This is a genomic window from Nocardia vinacea, assembly GCF_035920345.1.
In the GTDB taxonomy this organism is placed as follows: domain Bacteria; phylum Actinomycetota; class Actinomycetes; order Mycobacteriales; family Mycobacteriaceae; genus Nocardia; species Nocardia vinacea_A.
This window is the reverse complement of the sequence record NZ_CP109149.1, coordinates 5,416,485-5,442,692: the sequence shown is the minus strand read 5'-3', so window position 1 is coordinate 5,442,692 and position 26,208 is coordinate 5,416,485. Positions and strand designations below refer to the sequence as shown.

Below are 26,208 nucleotides of genomic sequence, written 5' to 3'. Positions count from 1 at the left end.
CGGCGGTCGTCGATGTCCGGAGAGCCGAGCAGTGCGGCCCCGAATCGTCAGAAGCTACGGCAACGCTGCCGCGCGCTACTCGCCGCGAGCGTACGCGTCTGCCCGAAGTCAGGTACGAACGACGCCGGGCCGAATCACTCTGAGTAAGAGCGGATTCGGCCCGGCGTTCGGTCAGCGAAAACTACGCGGTCGGCTCGAAGGCCTCGCCCACGATTTCGGCTTGCTCCACGGCATGCACCTTCGACGAACCCGAAGAAGGAGCCGACATGGCGCGGCGGGAGATCCGGCGCAACTTCGTGAACCGCTCCGGGAGGAGTTCCGGGAGGTTCAGGCCGAAGAAGGGCCAGGCGCCCTGGTTGGCCGGTTCCTCTTGGACCCAGGCGATATCCGTCGCGTTCGGATAACCAGCCAGTGCCTCGTTGAGGCGGAACTTGGGCAGCGGGTAGAGCTGCTCGATGCGCACGATGGCGACGTCTTCGCGCTTCTGCTTGGCCTTTTCGGCGACCAGCTCGTAGTAGAGCTTGCCGCTGGTGAGCAGGACGCGCTTGACCTTGTTGCGGTCGCCGACGCCCTGTTCGTAGGTGGGCTCGTCGAAGACCGAGCGGAACTTCGATTCGGTGAAGTCCTTCAGGTCCGAGACCACGGCCTTATTGCGCAGCATCGACTTCGGGGTGAAGACGATCAGCGGGCGGCGGATGCCGTCGAGTGCGTGGCGGCGCAGCAGGTGGAAGTAGTTCGCCGGGGTGGACGGCACGGCGACCGTCATCGAGCCCTCGGCGCACAGCAGCAGGAAGCGCTCGATGCGACCGGAGGTGTGGTCCGGGCCCTGACCCTCGTGACCGTGCGGCAGCAGCAGCACGACCTCCGACAGCTGACCCCACTTGGCCTCACCGGAGGAGATGAACTCGTCGATGATGGACTGCGCGCCGTTGACGAAGTCACCGAACTGCGCTTCCCACAACACAAGTGCGTCCGGGTTGCCCAGCGAGTAGCCGTATTCGAAGCCGACGGCGGCGTATTCGCTCAGCGCCGAGTCGTGCACCGCGAACCAACCCGGGTTGGAGCTGCCGATGTTGTGCAGCGGGGTGTATTCCTCGGCCGTCTTGCGGTCGATGATCACCGAGTGGCGCTGGGTGAAGGTGCCGCGACGCGAATCCTGACCGGTCAGGCGCACCGCGCGACCCTCATCGATCAGCGTGCCGAAGGCGAGCAACTCGGCGAAGGCCCAGTCGACCTTGCCCTCGTACGCCATTTCGCGCCGCTTCTCCAGCACCGGCTTGACGCGCGGGTGCACATTGAAGCCCTCGGGGACACCGAGGAAGGCGTCGCCGATGCGCTGCAGCACGGTCTTGTCCACGGCAGTCACGACCGTAGCCGGCACCTGCTGGTCGTCCTCGACCGATTCGCTCGGCTCCGGGACGTACTTCTCCAGCTCGCGAACCTCGTTGAAGACCCGCTCCAGCTGACCCTGGTAGTCACGCAGCGCGTCCTCGGCCTCTTTGAGCGAGATGTCGCCACGGCCGATCAGGCTCTCGGTGTACGCCTTGCGCACCGAGCGCTTGGTGTCGATGACGTCGTACATGTACGGCTGGGTCATCGACGGGTCGTCGCCCTCGTTGTGGCCCCGACGCCGGTAGCAGATCATGTCGATCACGACGTCCTTGCGGAACTTCTGGCGGAAGTCGACCGCCAGACGCGCCACCCAGTCGCAGGCCTCCGGGTCGTCACCGTTCACGTGGAAGATCGGCGCACCGATGAACTTCGCGATATCGGTGGAGTATTCGGTGGAGCGGCTGTTCTCCGGTGCGGTGGTGAAACCGATCTGGTTGTTCACCACGATGTGGATGGTGCCGCCGACGCGGTAACCGCGCAGCCCCGACAGGTTCAGCGTCTCCGCCACCACACCCTGACCCGCGAATGCGGCGTCACCGTGCAGCATCAGCGGCATGACGGAGAAGCCCTCCGGCCCGTCGCCCTTGTCCAAAAGGTCTTGCTTCGCGCGTACCAGACCCTCGAGCACCGGGTCGACCGCCTCGAGGTGCGAGGGGTTGGCGGTCAGCGAGACCTCGATCTCGTTGTCGCCGAACATCTGCAGGTAGGTGCCGCGCGCGCCGAGGTGGTACTTCACGTCGCCGGAGCCGTGGGTGGCGGCCGGGTTCATATTGCCTTCGAACTCGGTGAAGATCTTCGAGTACGGCTTGCCGACGATATTGGCGAGCACATTGAGGCGACCGCGGTGCGGCATACCGATGACGACCTCGTCGAGCGAATGCTCGGCGCACTGGTCGATGGTGGCGTCCATCATCGGGATGACGGTTTCGGCGCCCTCGAGCGAGAAGCGCTTCTGCCCGACGTATTTGGTCTGCAGGAAGGTTTCGAAGGCCTCGGCCGCGTTCAACCGGTTCAGGATGTACTTCTGCTGTGCGACAGTCGGCTTGACGTGCTTCTGCTCGACCCGCTCCTGAATCCACTGCAACTGCTCGGTTTCCAGGATGTGGGTGTACTCCACACCGACGTGGCGGCAGTAGGCATCGCGCAGCACCGAGAGCACATCGCGCAGCTTCATCCGCTCCTGGCCATGGAAGCCCGCGACATCGAAGGTGCGGTCCAGGTCCCAGAGGGTGAGGCCGTGCTGGGTGACATCGAGGTCCGGATGGCTGCGGAACTTGTCCTTGACCAACCGCAGCGGATCGGTGTCGGCCATCAGGTGGCCGCGGTTGCGATAGGCCGCGATCATCTCGAGCACGCGGGTGCTCTTGTCGACGCCGCGTTCCTTGACATCCTTGCGCCAGCGCACCGGCTCGTAGGGCACGCCGAGGCCGTGGAAGATCTCGTCGTAGAACTCGTCGCTGATCAGCAGGTTGTGGATGGTCCGCAGGAAGTCGCCGGACTCCGCGCCCTGAATGATGCGGTGGTCGTAGGTCGAGGTCAGGGTCATCAACTTGCCGACGCCGAGCTCGTTGATGCGCTCGTCGCTCATGCCCTGGAATTCGGCGGGGTACTCCATCGCGCCGGCGCCGACGATCGCGCCCTGGCCCGGCATCAACCGCGGCACCGAGTGCACGGTGCCGATGGTGCCCGGGTTGGTCAGCGAGATGGTGACGCCGGTGAAGTCGTCGATGCCGAGCTTGCCGTCGCGGGCGCGGCGCACGATGTCCTCATAGGCGGTGTGGAACTGCCCGAAGGTCATGGCCTCGCAGCCCTTGATGGCCGCGACGACCAGCGAGCGGTTGCCGTCCTTGCCCGCCAGGTCGATGGCGAGACCGAGGTTGGTGTGTGCCGGAGTGACCGAGTTCGGCTTGCCGTCGATTTCGGCGAAGTGCCGGTTCAGGTTCGGGAACGACTTGACCGCCTGCACGATCGCGTAGCCGAGCAGGTGGGTGAAGGAGATCTTGCCGCCGCGGGTGCGGGCCAGGTGGTTGTTGATGACCAGGCGGTTGTCGATCATCAGCTTCGCCGGAATGGCGCGCACGCTGGTCGCGGTCGGGATGGCCAGCGACGCGGACATGTTCTTGACCACGGCGGCGGCCGGGCCGCGCAAAACCTTTGCCTCGTCGGCAGCGGTGTCGGCGGGCTTCGGCGCGCCTGAGGTGGGCGCGGCATTCGAGGTCGGCGCGGGCGTCGTCTGCGGCGCACGGGTGGTGGGCTTCGCGGGCGCGGGAGGCTTGGGTGCGGCGGGTGCGGCGGGTGCGGGCGCTGCCGGAGCGGGGGCCGCAGCGGCGGGGGCCGCGTTCACCGGCGCGGGGGCCGGTGCCGGGGTGGCCACCTGCGCGGGCGCGGCCGCTGGCGCGGCGCTGTTACCTGAATCACCCGGGATCTCGGGCGTGTAATCGGCGAGGAACTCGTGCCAACTTTCATCGACGGAAGATGGATCCTGTTTGTACTTTTGATACATCTCATCGACTAGCCACTGGTTCTGTCCGAACTGGGAAGTTGAGCTGCTCACAGCAGGTGTTCGCCTCATTTCGTTCTTCGCGCTGCGACGTTTGTGACGTGCCCGGCACGGGGATCAGCGGATGCGCGCCGATGCGCCCTCTCTGAGGATAGGCCCAGCAGCAAATCAGTGGATCGACTGACCACCGGACAACCCCGATCCCAAAGATGACGACCCGTCCTCACCCGAGAATATTCCCCCCGCTTCGCTGGCCGCCGCCCATAGCTGGGCATAGCGGCCACCGGCCGCAACCAATGTGTCGTGCGGCCCGATTTCGGCGATTCGTCCGCGTTCGACGACGGCGATCCGATCGGCTCGCGCGGCGGTGCCCAGCCGGTGTGCCACGACGACGGTGGTCCGGCCGCGCGTCAGCGATCGGCTCGCTACCAGCACCGATGCCTCGGTCTCCGGATCGAGGGTGGCGGTGGCCTCGTCGAGCAGCAGTAGATCCGGACGGACCAATTCGGCCCTGGCGAGTGCGATCAGTTGGCGTTGGCCCGCCGAGAGGCCGCGGCCGCGCTCGCCGATCGGATGACGCATGCCCTGCGGTAGCGCCGCGATCATGTCGGCCGCACCGACCGCGGTGGCGGCGGCCGCGATCTCCGCTTCGGTCGCGGAAGGTTTCCCGAATGCAATGTTGCTGGCGACGTCGCCGGTGAAGAGGTGAGCTTCCTGGGGGACGATGCCGAGCCGGGCGCGATAGTCGGTGAGGCGGTAGTCGCGGATGTCGATGTCGTCGACGGCGATCGCACCCGGATTGTCGCGGGGCAGATCGTAGAGGCGGGCCAGCAACTTGACGATGGTCGATTTGCCCGCGCCCGTCGATCCGACCAAAGCCAGTGTGGATCCGGCCGGAATCCGCAATGACACTCCGTCGAGGGCGGGCTTCTCGGTGCTCGGATAATGGAATCGGATGTCGTCGAGGACGACCTCGCCGCGCAATCCGTGGTCGATCGCGGTCGCGTCCGGTGGATCGGCGGCGATCGAGGACGGGGTGCGCAGCAGGTCGCCGATGCGGCGCAGACCGACGCGCGCCTGCTGGTAGCCGTCGAAAACCTGGGACAACTGCAGGATCGGGCCGAAGAGCAGCTGCAGGTAGAGCACGAAGGCGATGAGTGTGCCCGCGGTCGTGGTGTTCTCGGCGACTTCGCGCGCGCCGAAGTACACGACCGCGGCCAGCGCCAGATCGGCCCAGGCGATGACGAAGGCGAAGTACATGGCGATCGCGCGCTGGGCGCGCATCCGGCTGGCGCGGTAGCGATCGGAGTATTCGGCGAAGCGGCGGGCGGCGATCGGCTCGTGCCGGTTGGCCTGGACGGCGCGCAGTCCGGCGACGTTTTCCTGGAAATCGGCATTGACGGTCGAGACGTGTTCGCGCGAGACGGTGTAGGCGGTCGAGGAGACGCGGCGGAACAGCGCCGTCGCGACCAGCAGCGGCGGCAGCGCGATCAGCACCACAGCGGCCAGCGAGGCATCGATGACCAATAGCGCCACCGCGATACCGACCAGGGTGAGTGCGCCGATCAGCGTGGTCGCGACGCCGGTTTGCAGGAAGGTCGAGAGTGCATCCACATCGGTGGTCATCCGGGTCATGATGCGACCGGACAGCTCGCGCTCGTAGTAGTCCAATCCCAGCCGTTGCAGATGGGCGTAGCTGCGCACGCGGAGGCCGAAGAGGACGCGTTCGCCGCTGCGGGCGGTGAGGACGGTGGTCGCCGCGCCGACCGCGAGACCGAGCACGACCAAGGCCGCGCCGAGCGCGCCCGCCCGGGCGAGTGCGCTCGAGTCATGGCCGCTCACACCGGAATCGATGGCATAGCGGACGATCGGTGGGAAGGCGACGCCGATGAGGGTGTCCAGTGCGAGCAGGGTGATTACGGTCAGAACCAGTCGGCGCACCGGGCGCAACAGGCGAGTGAGTCGGAATCCGGGGTCTGGTTGGCGCAGCTGTTCGTCGTCCAGGTCGGGTTGTTCGGTGGCCGGTGGCAGACGTTCGAGGGTACGGCGCAATTCGGGGGTTTCGCTGAGATCGGCTGCGGCGCTGGAGAATCCGCCGGGGCCGCTGGTGGGTGTTGCGGTGCGTCGGGAACCGGCTGACCGTGGGATGTCGGCGATTGTGGCTTCATCGGTGGCGTGTGAGACCGGCCCGGGGAGCCGGATCACCCGATCCGCATGGGCCAGTGTGGATTCCCGATGCGCCAGGATCAGTGTGGTGCGTCCGCCCGCATCGGGCAGCTTCTCGAAGATGGCCGCCTCGGTCACCGCATCGACCGCGGAGGTCGCGTCATCGAGCACCAGAATCCGTGGCCGCGCCAATAGCGCCCTGGCCAGAGCGATTCGCTGCCGCTGCCCGCCGGAGAGCGTCAATCCGCGTTCGCCGACCACGGTGTCGTAGCCGTCGGTGAGTTCGGTGATGAACTCGTCGGCCGCGGCAAGCTTCGCGGCATAGCGGATTTCGGCGTCGGTGGCCGCTGGTCGGCCGAGTGCGATATTCGCGGCAATGGTGTCGCTGAACAGGAATGGGTCGTCGAACACCACCCCGACCGCGCTGCGTAAATCGGATGCGCGCAGGTCAGCGATATCCACTTGCTCAGCGGATTCCGCGGTGGCGGTCGATCCGAATAGGCGAATGGTGCCGGACTCCGGGGCATAGAAGCGGGGGAGAAGCAGTGAGAGCGTTGACTTTCCGGAGCCCGCCGGGCCGATGATGGCGACAGTTTCGCCGGGCTGCACGGTCAGATCGAGGTCACGCAGGATGGGTTGCGAGGGCTCGAATCCGAAGGTCAGCGAATCGATTTCGATGCCCAAGGGCCCATCGGGGAGTTCGGCGGGAGCGGGCGGGTCGGCGATTTCGGGCGCGGCGTCGATGACCTGGTAGACGCGCTCGGCGGCGGCCCTGGTCAGCTGGGCCATGATCACCACCGAGGACATGGTGCGGGTGGTGACGGTCATGGTGGTGACGTATGCGGAGAAGGCGAGAAAGGTGCCGATTCCGATGACGCCGTGCAGGGCGAGCAGTCCGCCCACAACAATCACCGCGACCAGCCCGGCTTGCGGAATCGTGGTCACCACGGGCGCGAAGCGCGCATTGATCTTGGCGGCGCGCATGCGCTCGGCGTAGAGAACGCGCCCCTGTTCCTCCAGCACCCGCACCATCCGAGCTTCCTGCCCGAAGCCCTTGACCACCCGGACGCCGGTGACGGTCTCTTCGACATGTTGTGCGACCTCGGCGGCTCGCTGCTGCGCCGACCACGTTGCCGCGTACAGTCGAGGCCGCATCCGATACACCAGCACTGCGATTGCCGGGACCACCAGCAATGCGACGGCGGCCAGCGGTGGCGACAGCCACACCATCACTGCGGCGGCCAGCAGGAACTCCAGCAATGCCAACCCGGACAGCGGCGTCATCGCCAAAAGGCCCTGCACCAACTGCAGATCCGTAATCGAACGCGACACCACCTGTCCGGTGCGCAGCGTGTCCTGCCCGGCGCCGTCCAATCGCTGTAGCGAGGCGAGCAGACTGACACGCAGCGAGTGCTGCACATCGAGGGAAAGCCGTCCGGCCAACATGCGGCGTCCGAAGGCCGCCGAGAAGCGGCCGAATGCGACAAGGGCGAGTAGAGCCGCGATGGTCCCGATGACGGACGTGTCACCGACTCCGGTCGCATCGACCGCCCGCTTGGTCAGCAGTGGCGCGGAGATCTCGACCAGCGCTCCGGCCGTCAATGCGATCGCGATGCCCGTGACCGTTCCCCGGTGGCCCCAACACTCGGTCCACAATCTGCGCATCCAACCCATATCGCGCTCGGTCACTCCGCTGCTCACCCCGTCTTGTCGTGCTGGTACCGACGGTAATGACACGTGCCGCACCGCTGTTTGTTCCCCGCGGCCGGGGCCGGATCAGATGTCGCGGGTGCGCAGCAACCACCAGGCCCCACCGGCGGCGGCGATGGTCCAGAGGATGAGGACCACCAGGGCGGCGGGGGTGGGGGCCAGGAAGTCGCTGTCTTTGAAGGAACCGACGGCGACGGTGCTGACAGTGGCGGAGCCGGGCAGGACGGTGACCACTCCGGCGAGGCCGATTGCTTTAGCGACGACCCAGATCAACGGTTCGATGATCACCAGCCAGCCGAGCATCGCCACGACCGCGGTGGTGGAGGTGCGCAGCAGCAGGCCCAGGCCGGCGCCGATCAGGGACCAGCAGACCGCGGCGAGCAGCCCGCCGCCGAGGACGGCGAGGAAGCGCACTCCGAAGTCGAATTTGCCGCGGCCGAAACCGAGCAGGCAGGCGAAGGCGATGAGTTCGACGACGAAGGTCGCTGCCAGGGCGAAGCCCGCGGTGACGAGGAACTTCGCGGCGACGAGCCGGTCCCGGTCGGAGGCGAACAGGGCGGTGGTCGGCATTGTCGCGTAACGGTATTCGGCTCCCGCACCGGCCGCGCCGAAGGCTCCGGCCACCACGATCGCGACCGCGAGACCGATATAGAGCCCGATGGTCGCCGCGCCCGTGGCCGGATTGGATTTCGGATCGGCGGGTCCGGCGAGCAGTGCGGTCACCGTGCACGCGACGAGGGCGACCGCGGGAATCAGCGCGGCCAGGATTCGGCCGGCGCGCAGTGTGCTGACCTTGCGCACCTCGGAGTTGACGGCCGGAACGAGGTCCGGTGGCAGAACGGCGATCATCGTGTAATCCCGTAGGAGGTCGGTTGCTGCGGTGCGATCCCGGCATAGGGGGCGGGCTGGGGTGGGCGGGCCGGTTTGACCAATGAGGCGAGCACTCGGTCGGGATGGATCTGGTCGGCGGCGATATTGTCCACGCGCACACCGGCCGTCGTCGCGGCCGCGCGGATCTGCGTTTCGGTCGCTTCGGCGACGGCGAGGCGTCCGTCGGGGCGGATCACCGCATCGGTGAAGCCCTGTGCGGCCAACATGGTCGCGAGTGCGATCGGGGTCGATGCGGCGACGACCAGTCGATCGGGGTGTCCGCGCCGAAGCCGGGCAGGGGTGCCCTGATAGACCACCGAGCCCTCGCTCACGACAATGATGTTGTCCGCCATCGGAATCACGTTCGCGAGGCTTTCGCTGGATAACAGGACCGAGCCACCGCGACGGGTGTGCCGCCGCAGGAAGTCCGCCAGCCAGGCGCGTTCCGCCGCGTCGAGACCGGCCGATGGCTCGTCGAGAATCAGCAGCTGCGGGTCGCCCAGCAGCGCGGTTGCCAGGGCCAGCCGGGTTTGCGATCCGTCCGACAGCTCGCCCGCCCGTGTCCTCGCCAACTCACCGAGGCCGACCACCTGGATCACCTCGTCGACCCGCGCGTCCTCGACTCCCGCGGCCGCCGCATAGACCAGCAGATGATCACGCGCGCTTCGAGCCGGGTGCAGTCCACGTGGCTGCAACATGCCGCCGACGACAACCGCGGATCCGTCGCGCCGCCGCGAGCCCGGCCCGCCGACCGCGGCGGTTCCGGACGTCGGCTGGTGTAGACCGAGCAGGATCCGCAGGATTGTCGACTTACCCGCGCCCGCCGGGCCGACCAGGGCGGCGGTGGTACCGGACGGCACGGTGAAGCTCACGTTTTCGACCGCGGTGACCAGGTCGTAGCGCTTGGTCAGGCCGCGGACGGAGAAGGCGAGCGGTCGGCCCGCGCTCATCGTGGCGTGGTCGGGGGTTGCGGCTTGGCCGGATCCAGGGCGGGCAGCGGGTCGGCGTCGATGACGAGCTGCCGATCGGCGGGCCAGGTCACCGGCGCGGGGCCGAATGCCTTGCGCGCGTTGCTGATCGTGGTCTTACCGAGCGCCCGATTGCCGACGCTGCCGATCACCGCTCCGATTCCGGCGGGCACCACCTTGCCGGCCATCAATGCGGCCCGCTTGGTGATGAAGCGGATGATGAATCGCTTGAGCAGCGAATCGTTCATGCTCGACAGGCCGGGAATCTTATTGGCGAACAGCGTGCCCCAGTTCTTCGCCGAATGACCGACCGTCTTCTCGACGATCTCCATCCCGCTCTCACCGAGCACGACCGCGAGCACCAGCGCCCGCCGCGTCTCTTGGTCCTCGGGGGAGATGCCGTGCACGGCCGCGACGGCCAGCGTGAACACCGCGGACGCTTCCATGAAGAAGGTGGTCTCGGCACTGACCGCCGCGAGTGCCGCGATGGTGCCGACTCCCGGCACCGCGGCCGTCGCGCCGACCGCACCGCCACTGCCGGTGACCGCGAGCAGGTACTGGTGCTCCAGCCGCTCGATGATCTGCGCGGGGTTCTCCGACGGATGCGAACGCCGCAGCCGGTCCACGTACTTGGCGACCGCGGGCGCCTGCAGGCGCGACCCGGTATCGAGTAGCTGGACCACCGTCTTCTCGAACGTGCCTTTGAACACGGCGATATCCTCCTCTTCCGCCCGTACGGAACGACCTTATTGCACCGGCCGCCATCAACTCGTCATGACAACGATGTACCCGGTCGGCCGGGTTCCCAGCGTGTCGGTTCGATCACGCCGGTTCGCGAAGGGCGGGGACCCTTTCCGTGAGCGGTGGCGGTGGCGGCGGGGTGCCTTCGCCGAATGGCCTGCCGTCCAGCGCTTCTCGGCCGTGCGGGGTCAGCCAGTTGGTCAGATCCGGACCTTTGGGCACGATCTGCGTCGGGTTGATATCGGCGTGCACCACGTAGTAGTGCTCTTTGATCTGGGCGAAATCGACGGTGTCACCGAATCCGGGTGTCTGGTACAGATCGCGCGCATAGGCCCAGAGCACCGGCATTTCGGTCAGTTTGGAGCGGTTGGTCTTGAAGTGGCCGTGATAGACCGAATCGAAGCGGACCAGCGTGGTGAACAGCCGCACATCGGCCTCGGTAATGGTGTCGCCCACCAGGTAGCGCTGGGTGGTGAGGCGTTCGGACAGCCAGTCCAACCGCGCGAAGAGTCGATCGTAGGCCGCCTCGTACGCGTCCTGCGTTCCGGCGAATCCACACCGGTAGACGCCATTGTTGACATCCCGGAAGACCGCCAGGTTCACCTCGTCGATCTCGGCCCGCAACTCCTGCGGATATAGCTGCGGCGCGCCGGGGCGATGCAATGCGGTCCACTCGGTGGCGAAGTCGAGTGTGATCTGCGCGTAGTCGTTGGTCACCACCTGCCCGGTGGGGACATCGACGACCGCGGGCACTGTGATGCCGCGCGGATAGTCCAGGAATCTCGCAAGGTACGCATCACGCAACCGGGCAATGCCGAGCACCGGATCCACCCCACGGGGATCCAGATCGAAGGTCCAGCTGTGCCTGTCGTGCGTCGGTCCGCACAACCCGAGCGAGATGACTTCTTCCAGTCCCAGCAGCCTGCGCACGATCAGCGTGCGGTTGGCCCACGGACAGGCCCGCGCCGCGACCAGCCGATAGCGGCCGGGCTCGACCGGATACCCGTCGCGGCCGTCGGCGGTAATGCGTGTGGTGATGTAATTCGTATCTCGCTTGAACTCACCGGCTTCGACGTACGAGCCATTTTCCGATACCGACTTGGTCACTCGCCTAGTCTCGCAGATCGACGCCTGAGAAGATGCCCGCCAACGGGGCCGGGGAGCCCGGGGATGGCAGCCGGCGGGGTGGGTGTGCCTACTCTTGCCGAATGAGTGATACCAAGGCCACGAGGCTGACCCGGGAAACCACCGACGCCGGCGCCGAGGTCGCGACCCTCACCCTGGCCAATCCGCCGCTGAACCTGTTCGACCGGTCGATGCTCGACGCGCTCGTCGAGGATCTCGCCGAGCTGTCGGCCAACCCGCCGCGCGCGGTGCTGCTGCGGGCCGAGGGCAAGCTGGTCTCGGGTGGCGTCGACGTGCACATCTTCGACGGGCTCCTCTCACCCACCCCGCCGACTTCGTCGGCTACCGTCCCCCGAGCGACCGAGCAGGGCGCTGAGCTGTGGCGCACCCTGTTCGCGCAGATCATCCATCCGCTGGAGGCGCTGCCGTGTCCGGTGGTCTTCGCCGCGCACGGCCTGACCCTGACCGCCGCGTTCGAAATGGCCCTGGCGTGCGACATCATCCTGGCCGCGCCGAAGGCGAAATTCGGGCTGGTGGAGACGGTCGTCGGCCTGACGCCGTCGATGGGCGGGCCACAGCGACTGGCCGAGCGCGCTGGTTCGGGCCGCGCCCGCGAATTCGTGATGACCGGTGACCTCTACGACGCCGCGACCATGGCCGAATGGGGCGTGGTCAACGCCATCCACGACGATGTCGACACCGCCGCACGGGAATTGACGAATCGTCTGGCCCAGGGCCCGACCCGGGCGCATGCCGCGACCAAGCAGATCATCGAGGCGTGGCGATCCGGCGGTGTGGCGCACGCGGATTCGGTGACGCCGGAGGTGTCCGGTGCACTGTTCGACACGGCGGATCTGCGCGGCGCGGTGCGTAGCTTCCTGGAGGTCGGACCGGGAAAGGCGACTTACACCGGCCGGTGACAGCCAGGACACGTTCCTCGCATAATCGGGCGCTGCCGGACGGAGTCCGCCATTAGCCCCGCGCTTGAACGAGCGTCGGCGAGTTCACCGCCTATGCCAGCGAAAATGTGACTCGCGTCATATAGTCGCAAGGGCCTGCAGCTCGAGGCGCGTGCGGAGGATTCATGTCGCAGTTTTTGGTCGAATATCCACTCAACCGTCCGCATGCCCGCGACGCCCCGCTGGCCCGCGGCGCCGATGGGGTGCTGCGCTACGGCAACCTCACCCCGGCGCTGACCGAACTATTGGATCTGCAGGTGCACGCCTTCTCGACCAGGGAGGCGGTGGTGGAGATCGGCGGCCCCCGGCTGAGTTATCGGGAACTGTGGCACTCCGCCTCCCGCATCGCGGGCGGTCTGCAGGAACACGGCATCGGCTACGGCGACCGGGTCGCCATCCACATGCCAACGGGCGTGCGCTGGGTACAGGCCTTCCTCGGGGCGCTGCTCAGCGGCGCGGTCCCGGTGCTGGTGCACGACGGACTGCCCGATGCGGTGGCCGAGCGGGTGATGGCCGACAGCAGTACCGATCTCGTACTCGGCGATGGCAGTGACGAACTGCCCGACGGCGCCGCCTTCATCGATGACGGTGCGGCCCTGAACGATCTGGCACTGCTCTGCTACACCAGTGGCGCCGGGCCGTGTCCGGTCAATGCCACCGTCGCGCCCAAGGGCGTCGAGCTGACCAACGAAAATCTGCTTTCCGCGATCCGTTCTGTCGTTGCGGCGCTGGATCTGCCGACCGACGGGCTGCGCAATCTGGTGCTGTTACCGCTGGCGCATGCGAGCGGCTGCGTGGACCAGCTGCTACCGACCTTCGCGGTCGGCGGCACGGTCGTCCTCGCGCCGGATAGTCGCAGTCTCGCGGAAACCATTGTCTCCGAACGGATCGATATGGTTTCCGCGACACCACGCGTCTTCGCCCGCCTGCTGCCCGAACTCGCGGCGCTGCGCACCGAGGGACTGTGTACCGAGGGCATCGTTAGGGTCAGCAATGCCGGGCATCGCGGCGAACGTGCCGCCGCTCCCACCGATCCCGCGGATCTGGCCGCCCCCCTGCGGGATATGTTCCCGGCCGCGCGGCGGTGGTCGGTCTGGGGCGCGACCGAAACCAGCGGTATCGGCCTGGTCGTCGACGACGACACCGATACCGCGCCCGGCGCGGATCCGGTGCTCGGATTCGCCTTCGGCGGTACCGAATTGGCGCTGTGGGGGCCGCAGGCGCAGACCGGGCACGGCGAATTGCTGTGTCGCGGACCGAATGTCACCCACCGCTACTGGAACGATCCGGAGACCACCGCGGACCGCTTCACCGGAAATTGGTTCCACACCGGCGATCAGGTCAGCATCGACGCCGACGGTCTGGTCCGACGCGAGCGGGCGCAGGCGGGGTGACTCACACGAGCATGCGGTCGCGCAATCGCGCGCGCAGGTCGGCGGTGAATCCGATGGCGGTCAGGTAGGTCTCGAAATCACCGTGGCTATCGTGCACCGTATCCGTCGCGATGCGCAGGTAGTCCTCGCGCACGCCGAGGATATCGATAGAAAGTTCGGCTCCCGCAGTGAGTTTCGGCGCCATCATGGCGCGCAGGGCGGGGACGGCGTCATTGCTGGCCATGAAGTCGGCGCGCACATCGGCCTCGCCGACCGCGACCGCGCGCAGCAGGGTCGCGATCGCCCACCCGGTGCGGTCCTTACCCGCCGCGCAATGCACCAGCACCGCGCCGTCGCCGTGGGCGATCGTCTCGGCGATGGCGATGATCGCGGTATTTGCCTCGGGCCGGGCCGGGAAGTCGCGGTAGACCTCGAGCATGTGCGGGAAAGCGGCGTCGGTCTGCGCATCGTGCGGCGGCGCCTCGGCCATCCGGGAGTCGAACGGTGTGACATTCAGTCGCACGCCCTCGGGCAGATTGTCGTGGCCGATGTGCTCGATCTCGCGCGGCCCGCGCAGGTCGAAGACATCGGTAACGCCGAGTTCGCGCAGGATCGCGTGTCCGGGCAGATCGAGGCCGCTCAGCTGAGCCGAGCGCAACAGCACGCCGGGGCGGATCCGCGCGCCGTCGACGGTGCGCAGACCGCCGAGATCGCGGAAGTTGAACGTGCCGGTCAGATAGAACTGGTCGGCGGAGGGCGAGAGAGTCACCGGTCCAGGCTAGCTACCTCGCGGTGTCGGCACGGTGTCGATCGCGGAACCGTCTGCCGTCCAGTTCGCGAGGTATTGGTGTGTGATCCGCCACAGGATATCGGGGCGGTACCGCCTCGTACCGTAGTCTGATCGATGGTCTATCTCGCGTTGGGCAGACGCGAGAGTGACGCCCAGGGAGGCGATTCCGGTGAACACCGCTCGATCGCAGTGGGATTCCGGTTGGGTAACAAAACATTCTTCCAGTCTGGAAATACCCATCGAACCCGTTCTTAAAACCTGGAAACCCTCTACCATTGATGAATGTTGGACTGGGCATCCAGGAAATTCCCTAGCGGGGGATTCGTGAGAGCTGCCTGTCATGGTCAGCGAGTCGCGCCGACGAGGGTGCGCGAGTTCTTTCCTCGAGGGAGTCGTCGTTGAGCGTACGTGGAGAAATAGCAGCGGTCAGGCTGCGGCCGACCATCTGCGAGGCCGTCGAGAAGGCGGCCGCCTCGCTCGATTTCACCGGAGTGCGAGCACTTCGGGTGCTGCTGCATGCCGGCGTGAGCGCGTACTGGCCGCTGGTCAAGGCGGCTCCGGCCAAGCAGGCCCGCAGGTACGAGGCGACCGCGCATCAGTTGGCCGAACGGTGGGAGGCGCAGACCGAATGTGTCGCCGACCCGCAGGCCACGGCCCTGTTTCGCGAGATGGACTCCGAGGTCGCGAGCTTCCTGGATCTCTGCGCCGACCGTTCGGGCGCGCAGTGGTTGGAGCCGACGGATGCCATCGCGGCCTACGTGGTCTCGATGCTGCAGGGCACGGTGCTGCGCTGGCTCGCGGATTGCAATGACGAAACGATGCTGGTGGTGCTCGACGACCTGGTCAGCAGCCTGGCCGGCCGGGCCGCCGAAGTCTGATTCCCGCAGTACTGGACGTTTGACCAGTTTGGTGGTTGAGTGGGTCTGGTGACAGACACGTCGCCGATTGTCGCACTGCATGCGGCCACGGCCGAGCTGGACCCGCCGCTGGCTGCTCTCGACCTGACCGCGCTGCGCGTCAACGCCGCTGACCTGGTCCGTCGCGCGGGTGGAGTGCCCATCCGCGTCGCGAGTAAATCGGTGCGTTGCCGCGCGGTGCTCGAAGAGGTGCTCGGCGCCGAGCTCACCGCGTCCGGCGGCTTCGCGGGCATCATGTCCTACTCATTGGCGGAGGCCATCTGGCTGGTCCGCCTCGGCGCGCGCGATGTACTGCTCGGCTATCCGACCGTCGACCGCGCGGCGCTCGCCGAACTCGCGACCGATGACACACTGCGCCAATCCATTACGTTGATGGTCGATGATGTCGCGCAGCTGGACCTGATCCGCGCCGCGGTCGGCACCGATCTGGTGCGGCCCCGGATCTGCCTCGATGTGGACGCCTCGCTGCGAATCGGACCCCTGCACTTGGGTGTTCGGCGCTCGCCGGTGCGCACTCCCGAACAGGTCGCCGCGCTCGCGCGCGAGGCTGTGAACCGTGGATTCGACGTGGTCGGCGTAATGACATACGAGGCGCAGATCGCCGGGCTGCCCGACTCCAATATCGCTGTACGCCTGGTGAAGCGGGCCTCGGCGGCCGAAATCGGCAAGCGGCGCAGACAAGTTCTGGACGCGGTGCGCTCGGTGGTCGGCAAGCTGGAGATCGTCAATAGCGGTGGCTCCGGATCCATCGAGGTCAGCGTCACCGATCCGGATGTCACCGAGGTGACCGCAGGCTCCGGGCTGTATGTACCGACGCTGTTCGATCACTACCGCGCCTTCACCCCGCGCCCAGCGCTGTTCTTCGCCACCTCGGTGCTGCGCAAGCCGACCCCGTCCATCGCAACGGTTTTCGCGGGCGGGTACATCGCCTCCGGACCGGCCGGGGCGTCCCGGGTGCCGAAGCCGGCGTGGCCGACCGGCCTGAAGCTGCTCGGCGCCGAGGGCGCGGGCGAGGTGCAGACGCCGCTCTCAGGAGCCGCCGAACTGCGGATCGGCGATCGGGTGTGGTTCCGGCATGCCAAGGCCGGGGAGTTGTGCGAGCGGTTCAACCACGTCCACTTGGTCGATGCGGACGGCACGCGGACAACGGTGCCCACTTATCGCGGTGAGGGCAACTGCTTCGGCTGAGCCGGCGGCTAATTGCGAATTGCGCGTGATCGCAATTTCAAGATCGAAATTCACTAAAAGAACCAACCGGTTCGGACTGAATATTTTGGTCACGAATCGAGCAAATGCTGAAAGAAATATTCAGCTGAGTTGTAGGAATGTCGCCAGATCCGATAGATCGTCCGGCGTACTCGGCAGATATTCGGTGAGCAATGGTGACCGAATGATGACGGCTTTCCACATGGCCCGGCACAGCGTCGCCTGAACCAGGCTGCGCGACAGCAGGAATCGCATACCGTAGGGCGCGTCGGCGGGGCTGGAGGTGGTCATCGACATGAGCACCACCGCCGCCTCCCGACCGCGGAATCGCTCGGCGGTGCCGACCAGCACATCCTCGATCTTGGCCCGGGCCAGCAGCGTTCGGATCAGTCCGACCTGGGCGCTGTAGGGCGCGACCACGAGGATGTCGTGCGGATGCAGCCGTCGCGTCATCGCACCGGTCATCCACGAGACCCCGAGCAGGGCACGCACCCGGCGGACCACCTCGCGGGCCTCGGCCATCGATTCGGTCGAATCGCCGCTGTGTGCCACCAGCACCGTCTCCACGCCGGGTTCGATGCCCTCCAATTGCCGCGCGAGCGTGACGGTTTCGTTGGAGCGCAGCCGGTTGTCGTAGTACAGCCGGGAGATCGGATCGCAGACGCGCGGGTGCATCCGCCAGGTGCGGTCCAGGAAGTAGCCGCGGTCGGCGGGCAGGGTGTGGCGGCCCTCGGTGAGCCAGCCGAGCACCGATTCGTCGACCGGTTCCGGATGCGCGCTGCGTGCCGCGGACGGAGCCGGATCGCCGAGCAGCAACAGATTGCGCGCACTCACCGCGACCGCGACGGTATCGGCGAGTGGGAAGCGGCCCGCATCGGCGATCACCAGCAGGTCGAGACTGTCGCCGGGCACCACCGCGTCATCGGCGAAATCGGCCGGTACGCCGCCGATTACGCAGCCGTTCACCGCATTGTCCAGGAACCGCGGATAACGCGTGCCGTCGATCACCGACCACTCCGGCGCCACCGCCTCGACATCCTTCTTGGCCAGCAGTTCCGGCAGCACGCCCATCGCGACGATCATGTCGAGCAGGCTCTCCACCGTCGAATGCGTCTGCGCGACAATGCCGACGCGCCACTTGTGCCGCGTGACCAGACGTTCGATCGCCCTGGCGACGGTGGAGGTCTTGCCCGTGCCCGACGGCCCCTGCACCGCGAGATAGGAATCGTCGAGATCGCGCAGCGCGGCCGTGATGGCCGCCGCGTGGTCGCCGTGCACATCCGGTAGCCGCTCGGCACGCCGTAGGCGCGGGGGTCGGCGGGCGAGGATGTCGAAGACCGCGCCCGCCGGGATCTCCGGTAGTGCCATCAGCAGTTGCTGGGCGGCGAATTCGACCGCGGTCTCGATATTCTCGTCCCAGGCGGGCAGGCCGGGTGCGATCGCGGTCGGCAGCTCGTCGTAGGGTTCGCAGCCGTGCGGCAGTAGTTCCTCCAGCCGCACGGTGTCGTCGAAGTTCGCGTCCACCGAGCAGCCGAGCACGGTCGCGGTGGCGGTCGCGCGTCGGCCGACGGCGGTAATCATCCCGGCGGCGACCGGCTGATCGTAGAAGGTGTACACGGTGGCGCCCGGCGTCAGCACCGTGCCGGTCGCGGCGCCGCCCGCGGTATCGCTGCCGCCCCAGCCGATGCCGATGCGTCCGGTCAGTGTGAGGTACCTGCGCATGGTCGGCTGGTGTGGGCTGCGATGCCATTTGGTGTCGACCGTGCCCCAATCGGCCACCAATACCCCTGGCGCGTCGGCCCATTCGTCGACCGGATGACTGAGCCGGTCGGCATGTGCCCACCACAGCGGCTGCCGTTCGCGCCGGTGATAGCCGAGCGCCGCCGCCATCAATGCCGCGGGATGGCGTGGCTCGCCCTGTGCCGCCGCGAATTCCGCGAGTGCGGCCTCGATCGACGACGGCCGCGACGGCGGCAGCGGATCGGGCTCCTCCGGACTCGGCACCAGGCACCACGAACTCGCCTGATCCAGGAGCACCGCATCCGAGTCCACGCGCCGTTCGGCCACCCGATCCAGCAGCCAGTCGCGTAGCCGCAGCACGGTGACGCAATCGCGTTCCTGGCCCGCGGCATTCGGCAGCAGCCGCCGCAGTCGACTCAGCCGATAGGAGCGTTCCCCGATCAGCAGGGCATTGCGCACGATCGGATACAGATCGACGAGCACACCGGCATGCAGCAGATCCTCGACGGTCTCCTCGCCGACCCCGTGCCGACCGGTCCACCGCAGCAGCGCCGAGCGCACGCCGGACGTGTAGTGGTACACCCGTATATCCGGATACATCCGCAGCCTTTGCGCGACGAAGTCGAGCACCTCGTCCAAAGCGCGCCGCTGCCCGGCCTCCTCGTCGGCGATATCGGCCATCGCCCGATACGGTGCGCGCGCCGCGCCGAAAGGGGCGCGGAAGGCCAGATGGACCGTGCCGTTGCCGCCCACCTCGATACCGAGCAGTCGACCCGATGAGTCTTCCTCGATGGTTAGTGAGAGATCCTCCGGTGACGGTGGCGGCAACGCGCCCAGCGCGATCGCGTCGACCAGTGTGTGGGTGGGCCGGCCGGAATCTTCTCGAGCCAGCTGGATTTCGGCTTGGCGATGCAGTGCACTGAAGGTACGCGGCGGGAGGCCGGGCACGGTCGCGGTGCTGCTCGCCAGCCGGTCGATGGTGCTCACCCCGGCCTCGCGCAACCTGGCCCGCGCGGTGCGCGGCATACCGGCGACCAGCAGCAGGTCGCGTGCCGCCGAAATCGCGCTGGTGCAGGTCGGGCAGTGGCCGCAGGCGAGATAGCGCGGATCGCCCCACTGCACGGGCAGCAACTCGCTCAGTTTGTCTTCCAGGATCCGTTCCACCCGACCGCGCCGAGCCAGATACACCGGCAGCAGATCGGTGAGCGCGAGGGTCTCGCTGTTCTCGTCCAGGTACAACCGGACCAGGGGAGCGGTGAGCGCGCCGCTGCGGTCCAAAGCGTCGGCGCAGGCGGCGAGTTCGAGTGCCGCGTCGATCCGATCCGGTGGTCCCGCCGCGGTGCCGTGCACGGTATAGCGCACCCGATGACCGGCTCGAACCAGAAAATCGCTGCTACAGACGAATTTTCCGTCGAAGAAGGTGGCGCCGTGGATCACGTGCGCACCGGCCCGCAGTGCCGCGACTGTCTCGGCATTGGCGGCCCGCAGCGCGGCGATATATCTTTCGGGATCGGCCGCCGGATCGTGGGCGGCGCAATGGATCTCCACCATCCGACTGCCGAACCGATCACGAAAATCCGCGAGCCTGCGTGCGCGCGCATCGTCGAATGCGCTGCGCTGCGCATGATCCGGCGCCACATCCGCCGTGCCCGCGATGGTGCCCAGTTCGGTATCGAGGACACGCAGCAACTCGAATTCACACTGCGCCGCGCGCACCAGGTCGACGGCGGAACAGACGACACGATCACCGAACACGATCAAACGCGGCCTCCTGTGTCTTCGCCGGACACGGACGGCAACACTGTAGCTAGCCGCGTTGACCTTGGTTTACCCCTCCCCGGTTCAGGAGCGTGGCTTGCGCCGTTCCGGTCGCTTCCCGCCGTCGCGATCCCGACGCGGTCCGGCGCGGAACGGACGTGCGCCGGGCGGACCGGAATCCAGCTGCAACTGGATCAGCTGGCCGCTGATCCTGGTGCGCCGCAACGCATCCAGCGTCTCCGAGGATAGGTCGGCGGGCAGTTCGACCAGGCTGTGGTCCGGACGGATGCTGATATGGCCGAAATCGCTGCGGCGCAGTCCGCCCTCATTTGCGATGGCGCCGACGATCGCGCCGGGCACCACCCGATGCCGCTTGCCGACACTGATCCGGTAGGTCGCCAATTCGGCTCCGCTCGCGCGGTGGTGCGATGGACCGCGGTCCTCGCCCTCGAACCGGCGCGCGGGCCGATCCCCGCGCGGCATGCGTTCGCGCTGCGGGCGTTCGACCGGCTCCGGTTCGGGCTCCATGAAGAAGTTGTCGCCGTCGTAGCCGCTGACCGCGAGCGCCGCCGCGATATCCACGAGCGGAATGTTGTGCTCGCGTTCGTAGTCCTCGACGAGCTTGCGGAACAGCGCCAGATTCGTCGAGCTGAGGTTCTCGGTGATCGAATCGCCGAATTTGGCGACGCGCTGGGTGTTCACATCATCGACGCTGGGCAGCTGCATTTCGGTCAGCGGATGCCGGGTGGCACGCTCGATCGACTTGAGCAGATGACGTTCCCGCGGCGCGACGAACAGCAGCGCCTCACCGCTGCGCCCGGCCCGGCCGGTGCGGCCGATGCGGTGCACATAGGACTCGGTGTCGTGCGGAATGTCGTAGTTGACCACATGCGAGATGCGGTCCACATCGAGTCCACGCGCGGCGACATCGGTGGCGACCAGGATGTCGAGCGCACCGGACTTCAGCTGGCCGATGGTGCGCTCACGCTGGTTCTGCGCGATATCGCCATTGATCGCCGCGGCGGAGAAACCACGCGAGCGCAGCTTTTCGGCCAGCTCCTCGGTGGCCTGCTTGGTGCGCACGAAGAGGATCATCGCCTCGAACGACTCGACCTCGAGGATCCGGGTGAGGGCATCGAGCTTGCGCTGATGCGAGACCTGCACCCAGCGCTGGGTGATGTTGGTCGCGGTGGAGGTCTTCGACTTGACGGTGATCTCGACCGGTTCGCGCAGATACTTCTTGGAGATGCTACGGATCGCCGAGGGCATGGTCGCGGAGAACAGCGCGACCTGCTTCTCTCGCGGGGTGTCGGCGAGGATGCGCTCGACATCCTCCTGGAACCCCATCTTCAGCATCTCGTCGGCCTCGTCGAGCACCAGATACTGCAGCTGCGACAGGTCGAGCGTGCCCTTCTCCAGGTGATCGATCACCCGGCCCGGCGTGCCGACCACGACGTGCGCGCCGCGGCGCAGACCGGAGAGCTGGACGCCATAGGCCTGGCCGCCGTAGATCGGCAGCACATGCAGTCCGGGGATGTGGGTGGCGTAGCGACCGAACGCCTCGGCGACCTGGATCGCGAGCTCGCGCGTCGGTGCCAGCACCAGGGCGCGCGGAAGTTTGCCGGTCGCCTCGATACCCATGAGGATCGGGATGGCGAACGCCGCGGTTTTGCCGGTGCCGGTCTGGGCCAGCCCGACCACATCGGCGCCGTCGAGCAGCGGTGGAATGGTCGCCGCCTGGATGGGCGACGGCGACTCATAGCCCACATCGGCGATGGCCGCGAGGACGCGGTCATCGATGCCGAGATCGGCGAAGGTCGGGCCGTCGTTGTCCCTGTCGTTGTCGCCAGGAACGCTGTCGACCTGATTGGTACTCATTGACCAGGAGTTTACTGCCTCGCAGTGGTCGTCCCGGCCACCGGGCCAATACGGTGAGACGTATGCAACCCGAAAGCGTGTCCGCGCATCACGTACCGGCGGCGTCAGCGGTGGCTGTGGCGGTGGTCCAATTCGCAGCGGGAACCGATCCGTTCGCCAATCTCGAAGCTCTGCGCGCGCACGTTCGCGCCGCCTCCGAACGGGGTGCGAAGGTGGTGGTCGCGCCCGAATACTCGATGTTTGCCGTGGCTCGGCTCGACGAACGGGTCGTGGCCGTCGCCGAACCGCTGACCGGGCCGTTCGTCACCGGCCTCGGCGAAATCGCACGCGAATTCGGGGTGTATCTGGTCGCCGGAACGGTCGAGCAGGTGGCGCCGGAGGCCGGGCGGATCCGCAATACCCTCGTCGTGCTCGGACCCGACGCGAACCTGGTGACGATATACCGCAAGGTGCATCTCTACGACGCGTTCGGATATGTCGAATCCGATGTCGTCGAGGCGGGTGCGATCGAGGCCCCTGCCACCTTCACGGTCGGCGGTGTGACATTCGGCATGCAGACCTGTTTCGATCTTCGCTTCCCGGAAGGCTGCCGTCGCGTCGCGGCCGCCGGAGCCCAGGTGCTGGTACTGCCCGCGCAGTGGATTCCCGGTCCGGCGAAGGTGGATCAGTGGACGACGCTGCTGCGCGCGCGTGCCATCGAGAACACCGTCTATGTGGCCGCCGCCGATCAATGCGCACCGCGCGGTGCGGGCGCATCGATGATCATCGACCCGACCGGTGTCGTCCTCGCCGAACTCGGCGACGAACCCGGCGTACTCACCGCGGATATCGACCTCGAACAGCTGGCTACGGTTCGCCGGAGCAACCCCAGCCTGGCATTGCGGCGATTCGCGATTACCGGCCGTGCACCGGAGTAGCGTTAATTCGGATGATCTACTCCGATCGGACAGCGGCCGGTCGCGCGCTGGGTTTGGAACTCGGCCACCTGCGTGCGATGCAACCGCTGGTGCTCGGATTGCCCCGCGGCGGGGTTCCGGTCGCGGCCGCGGTGTGCGGGGTCATCGGGGGCGATCTCGACATCCTGCTGGTCCGCAAGCTCGGTGTGCCGTGGCAGCCGGAGCTGGCGATGGGCGCGATCGGTGAGGAAGGGATCCGGGTGCTCAATCAGGATGTGTTGTCGCACACCGGGATAACGACGCGGCAGCTCGCCGAGGTCGAGGATGTGGAACGCGCCGAACTCGAACGCCGACGCGAGATGTGGCGCGGTGATGCCAAACCTATTCCGATCTCCGGCCGCACGACGGTGATCGTGGACGACGGCATGGCAACCGGGGCGACGGTGGCTGTCGCCTGCCGGGTCGCCCAGTTGCACCAGCCGACGCGGATCGTGGTCGCGGTGCCGGTGTCGTCCACCGAGGCGTTGCGCCGGGTGGCAGCCGAGGCGGATGAGGTGGTCTGCCCGTGGGTGCCGCGCTCGCTCGGCGGTGTCGGAATGGCGTACCGCGACTTCCATCAACTGGAAGACGACGAGGTCACTGCGCTCCTTGTATGAGATGCCCCGTCGTCTCGTCGACCGATAGGCAAATCTCACCAGCGTTCAGCGAAGGTGAGGGTGCGTTCGGCCGCGGTGACCATCGGCCGTAGCTGTGCGGTGAACCGCTGCGCGGTGACCGGCACGATATCGACATCGACCCCGGTGCGCACCGAGTATCTGCCGTCGCCGATCACGTCGATCCAGCACAGCGCTCCGAACGGATGCAGTTCGCCGTCGGCTCGACGCACCGACACCACGATCTGGCCGATGCCGTCACGAGATTGCCTGAGCAGCCTGCGAATTCGGGTCGGTGTGGTGGGTCCGGCCACCGGCACGGTCACCAGATCCCGGCTGTCCTCGGTGACTCGGGCCAGCGGTGCGGTCAGTTGCGCAGTGGTGCCGGGCGAATTCTCCGGCAGCACCGAAATAATCCGTGCGGAAAGGTTTTTCACGCGATCGACGAACAGTCGGATATCGCCGCCGCGATCGGTGGTCGCACCCGCGCGCTGTGCCGCGACCACCGCGATATCCCCGGCGATCGCACCGAGTACACGCACCGGACGCGATTCGGCCGCGATGCCAGGCTGGGCGACTACGGGACCGGTCTGTTCGACCAAACCCGTCGCCTCGACCGTGCCGTTCGGCCCGCCATCGACCGCCGACGGCTCTGCCGTGCCGCGCTCCCCGAAGACCTCGATGCGCACGGTGGGGCGTGTGAGCACCCGCAATGCCCCCTCCAGATCGGCGTCGAGAGTCTCGTCGCACCAACGGTTCAGGGCGGGGAGTTGCGCGGCGCGCTCGGCGGTGTCGCGAGCCGAGAGGCGGACGGCGAGCGGGTAGGGGATGCGGTCGCCATCGGTGCGGGCCCAGGCCATGGCGAACTGGTCCGGGGTCAGCGTCCAGTTCACTCCAGTTCGGTCCATTCGCCGACGACCGGGGGCGTCGTCGGATCCATATCGCCGATCAGCTCACCGCCGTCATCGGCCGGTTCCAGGAAGGTCAGATCGTCGTCGAAGAAGTGGTAATCGTCGTCGTATTCGTCCTCTTCGCGGGCCTGTGCGCGGGCGGCGGCCGCGCTGGTGCTCATGCCGGAGCGCGGGCTGTCACCCGCGACCATGGCGCCGCCCATGAGTCCGCCGACGGCGCCCGCGCCGACGCCGTTGATGGCATCGCCACTCGCATCGCGTTTGCGCTCATCGCGTTTGCGTTCGTCGTCGGTGTTCGAGGTGCCGGGAACGGTCGGGGCCACCGCCGAGGTGGACGCGGCGGTGGCCACCGGTGCGGCGGTACCCGTTCGCACCGAGCGATCCGATGTGGTCGTCGGTGTGGTGGTGGCTGCGGCGGGGGTGGTCGATGCGGGGGAATCTGCCGTCGGCACAACGGGTTTGGCGGCGGCAGGCGTAGTGTCGGCGGCGGTGCTCAACGGAGTCACGGTGGTCGGCGCGGCCGCCGGTTGGGTCGTCGCGGCGACTGGCTCGACGGTGGTGTACGGTGTGGTCGGCACCGGCGCGGTAATCGAAGCCATTGGGGTGGTGAGGGTTTGCGTTCCGGTGTCGAGGGCAGGCGTGGTGGACACCTGCGGGGCCGGTGTGGTGTCGGACGGCTGCGGCACGTCGGCAGTCATCGCATCCGGGAAGGCGGGCACACTGGAGCCGGTCGAGATGAACACATTTGTGTAGATGCTGTCCATCGCCTGCACGACGTCCTGTCGAGTGCCATCGGCGGATTTCTGGGTGGCGGTGTTCTCGGTCGCCTTGGTCGGATCCAGCAGTGCGCCAGCCAGATCCGTTGTCTGGCCGGATGGTTCGACTACAGCCGCGCGAAGTGCCTCTGCGGCATCGCCCGCCTGGCCGATTCGCTGACCGACCGCGGCCATGACATCCGCGAGTTGCTGTCCCTGCCGCTCGAATTCACGTACCGCGTCGGCGGCGGAGTCCGCCGCGGCACCGCGCCAGCCATCGGCCATCGCGGCTCGAATCTCGCTGTGCGCCTGCTCGACTGCGGTGGCAAGACCAGTCGAACTGTCCTGCCACGCTTGCTGTCCGGCCGCGAGGACAACCGGTTTCATCAGCTGGACACCGTCGTGGATTTCCCGATGCGACAGGTTGTCGAAGATTTCGACGGTCTGCGCGTAGTTGGGGTCCGTATAGCTGGGGTCGGCATACCGAATGGGCGTCTTCTCACCGGAGTGCGGCATCTTACGCATGCGCGGCTCCCGCCACCTCGACCTGACCGACCGCCGCTGCCAGATCCGTATCGGCCTGGGTGTACGCAGCTCCGGCCGCACGGAAGGTCTGCGCGAGCGCCCGCGCGGCGTCGGCGTATGCGCGCAATCGGGTGATCGCGCCATCGGCCTTGTCCTCGAAGCCGCGCCGCAGCGCCGCACCGGAATCGAAGCCGCCGAAGCCGGGAAGCGAAGTGGCCCCGCTCAATACGGCGATCTGGCCCTCGACCTCATCGGCGAGTTGTTCATAGCGCTTGGCGCACTGCTCGTGTGCCCCCTCGGCGACCAGTACCCCATCGATCCAGAGCTGGCCGTCGTCGATCGCTTGATTCAGAGTTGTCACGTCCGACATCTCGC

At 67.2% G+C, this 26,208-nt stretch carries 18 protein-coding genes; 6 read left to right on the top strand and 12 right to left on the bottom strand.

Going from position 1 to position 26,208, the window contains the following annotated elements:
• Positions 1-181: 181 nt before the first annotated feature.
• The 6 genes from OIE68_RS24875 to OIE68_RS24850 all read right to left on the bottom strand — a co-directional run bounded on the left by OIE68_RS24875 (position 182) and on the right by OIE68_RS24850 (position 11,454).
• Positions 182-3,964, bottom strand: a complete 3,783-nt coding sequence (locus OIE68_RS24875; RefSeq protein WP_327093509.1) for a multifunctional oxoglutarate decarboxylase/oxoglutarate dehydrogenase thiamine pyrophosphate-binding subunit/dihydrolipoyllysine-residue succinyltransferase subunit — start codon at positions 3,962-3,964, stop codon at positions 182-184.
• A 96-nt stretch (positions 3,965-4,060) separates the two neighbouring features.
• Positions 4,061-7,732 (bottom strand): ABC transporter ATP-binding protein, encoded by a 3,672-nt coding sequence (locus OIE68_RS24870; protein WP_327101793.1) that lies wholly within the window; start codon positions 7,730-7,732, stop codon positions 4,061-4,063.
• Positions 7,733-7,834: 102 nt separating this feature from the next.
• Positions 7,835-8,617 carry an ABC transporter permease gene (locus OIE68_RS24865; RefSeq protein ID WP_327093508.1) on the bottom strand — a complete coding sequence of 261 codons (783 nt, stop codon included), beginning with the start codon at positions 8,615-8,617 and terminating at the stop codon, positions 7,835-7,837.
• Positions 8,614-9,588 carry an ABC transporter ATP-binding protein gene (locus OIE68_RS24860; RefSeq protein ID WP_327093507.1) on the bottom strand — a complete coding sequence of 325 codons (975 nt, stop codon included), beginning with the start codon at positions 9,586-9,588 and terminating at the stop codon, positions 8,614-8,616. Before OIE68_RS24860 ends, OIE68_RS24865 begins: the two co-directional genes overlap by 4 nt.
• Positions 9,585-10,316 (bottom strand): hypothetical protein, encoded by a 732-nt coding sequence (locus OIE68_RS24855; protein WP_327093506.1) that lies wholly within the window; start codon positions 10,314-10,316, stop codon positions 9,585-9,587. The genes OIE68_RS24860 and OIE68_RS24855 overlap by 4 nt, the downstream gene beginning before the upstream one ends.
• Before the next feature lie 112 nt (positions 10,317-10,428).
• Positions 10,429-11,454 (bottom strand): glutathione S-transferase family protein, encoded by a 1,026-nt coding sequence (locus tag OIE68_RS24850; RefSeq protein ID WP_327093505.1) that lies wholly within the window; start codon positions 11,452-11,454, stop codon positions 10,429-10,431.
• 101 nt (positions 11,455-11,555) lie between these two features.
• Here OIE68_RS24850 and OIE68_RS24845 point away from each other — a divergent pair, with 101 nt between their 5' ends.
• Positions 11,556-12,392, top strand: coding sequence for an enoyl-CoA hydratase/isomerase family protein (locus tag OIE68_RS24845; RefSeq protein WP_327093504.1), 837 nt, complete (start codon positions 11,556-11,558; stop codon positions 12,390-12,392).
• A gap of 164 nt (positions 12,393-12,556) precedes the next feature.
• Positions 12,557-13,825, top strand: coding sequence for a class I adenylate-forming enzyme family protein (locus OIE68_RS24840; protein ID WP_327093503.1), 1,269 nt, complete (start codon positions 12,557-12,559; stop codon positions 13,823-13,825).
• Position 13,826: 1 nt separating this feature from the next.
• Here OIE68_RS24840 and OIE68_RS24835 read toward each other — a convergent pair whose 3' ends face one another.
• Complete coding sequence (locus tag OIE68_RS24835) at positions 13,827-14,573, bottom strand: tyrosine-protein phosphatase (RefSeq protein WP_327093502.1); 747 nt, start codon at positions 14,571-14,573, stop codon at positions 13,827-13,829.
• Positions 14,574-14,992: 419 nt separating this feature from the next.
• Between OIE68_RS24835 and OIE68_RS24830 the strand changes: the two genes are divergently transcribed.
• Complete coding sequence (locus tag OIE68_RS24830) at positions 14,993-15,472, top strand: TetR family transcriptional regulator (RefSeq protein WP_327093501.1); 480 nt, start codon at positions 14,993-14,995, stop codon at positions 15,470-15,472.
• Positions 15,473-15,511: 39 nt separating this feature from the next.
• Complete coding sequence (locus tag OIE68_RS24825; RefSeq protein WP_327093500.1) at positions 15,512-16,699, top strand: amino acid deaminase/aldolase; 1,188 nt, start codon at positions 15,512-15,514, stop codon at positions 16,697-16,699.
• A gap of 120 nt (positions 16,700-16,819) precedes the next feature.
• On the opposite strand, the gene OIE68_RS24820 is transcribed toward OIE68_RS24825, so the two are convergent.
• Complete coding sequence (locus OIE68_RS24820; RefSeq protein ID WP_327101792.1) at positions 16,820-20,212, bottom strand: AAA domain-containing protein; 3,393 nt, start codon at positions 20,210-20,212, stop codon at positions 16,820-16,822.
• Positions 20,213-20,299: 87 nt separating this feature from the next.
• Positions 20,300-22,093 (bottom strand): DEAD/DEAH box helicase, encoded by a 1,794-nt coding sequence (locus OIE68_RS24815; protein WP_327093499.1) that lies wholly within the window; start codon positions 22,091-22,093, stop codon positions 20,300-20,302.
• 62 nt (positions 22,094-22,155) lie between these two features.
• Between OIE68_RS24815 and OIE68_RS24810 the strand changes: the two genes are divergently transcribed.
• Both OIE68_RS24810 and OIE68_RS24805 read left to right on the top strand, forming a co-directional pair.
• On the top strand, positions 22,156-23,010 hold the full coding sequence (locus OIE68_RS24810; protein ID WP_327093498.1) for a carbon-nitrogen hydrolase family protein: 855 nt from the start codon (positions 22,156-22,158) through the stop codon (positions 23,008-23,010).
• An 11-nt stretch (positions 23,011-23,021) separates the two neighbouring features.
• On the top strand, positions 23,022-23,645 hold the full coding sequence (locus tag OIE68_RS24805; protein WP_327093497.1) for a phosphoribosyltransferase: 624 nt from the start codon (positions 23,022-23,024) through the stop codon (positions 23,643-23,645).
• 35 nt (positions 23,646-23,680) lie between these two features.
• On the opposite strand, the gene OIE68_RS24800 is transcribed toward OIE68_RS24805, so the two are convergent.
• From OIE68_RS24800 to OIE68_RS24790, 3 genes are read right to left on the bottom strand one after another with little or no spacing between them, the layout of a single operon-like run.
• Positions 23,681-24,550, bottom strand: coding sequence for an ESX secretion-associated protein EspG (locus tag OIE68_RS24800; RefSeq protein WP_327093496.1), 870 nt, complete (start codon positions 24,548-24,550; stop codon positions 23,681-23,683).
• Positions 24,532-25,833: a PPE domain-containing protein gene (locus OIE68_RS24795; RefSeq protein ID WP_327093495.1), complete on the bottom strand. Its 1,302-nt coding sequence runs from the start codon at positions 25,831-25,833 to the stop codon at positions 24,532-24,534. The genes OIE68_RS24800 and OIE68_RS24795 overlap by 19 nt, the downstream gene beginning before the upstream one ends.
• Positions 25,826-26,203, bottom strand: coding sequence for a hypothetical protein (locus OIE68_RS24790; protein ID WP_327093494.1), 378 nt, complete (start codon positions 26,201-26,203; stop codon positions 25,826-25,828). Before OIE68_RS24790 ends, OIE68_RS24795 begins: the two co-directional genes overlap by 8 nt.
• Positions 26,204-26,208 lie beyond the last annotated feature (5 nt).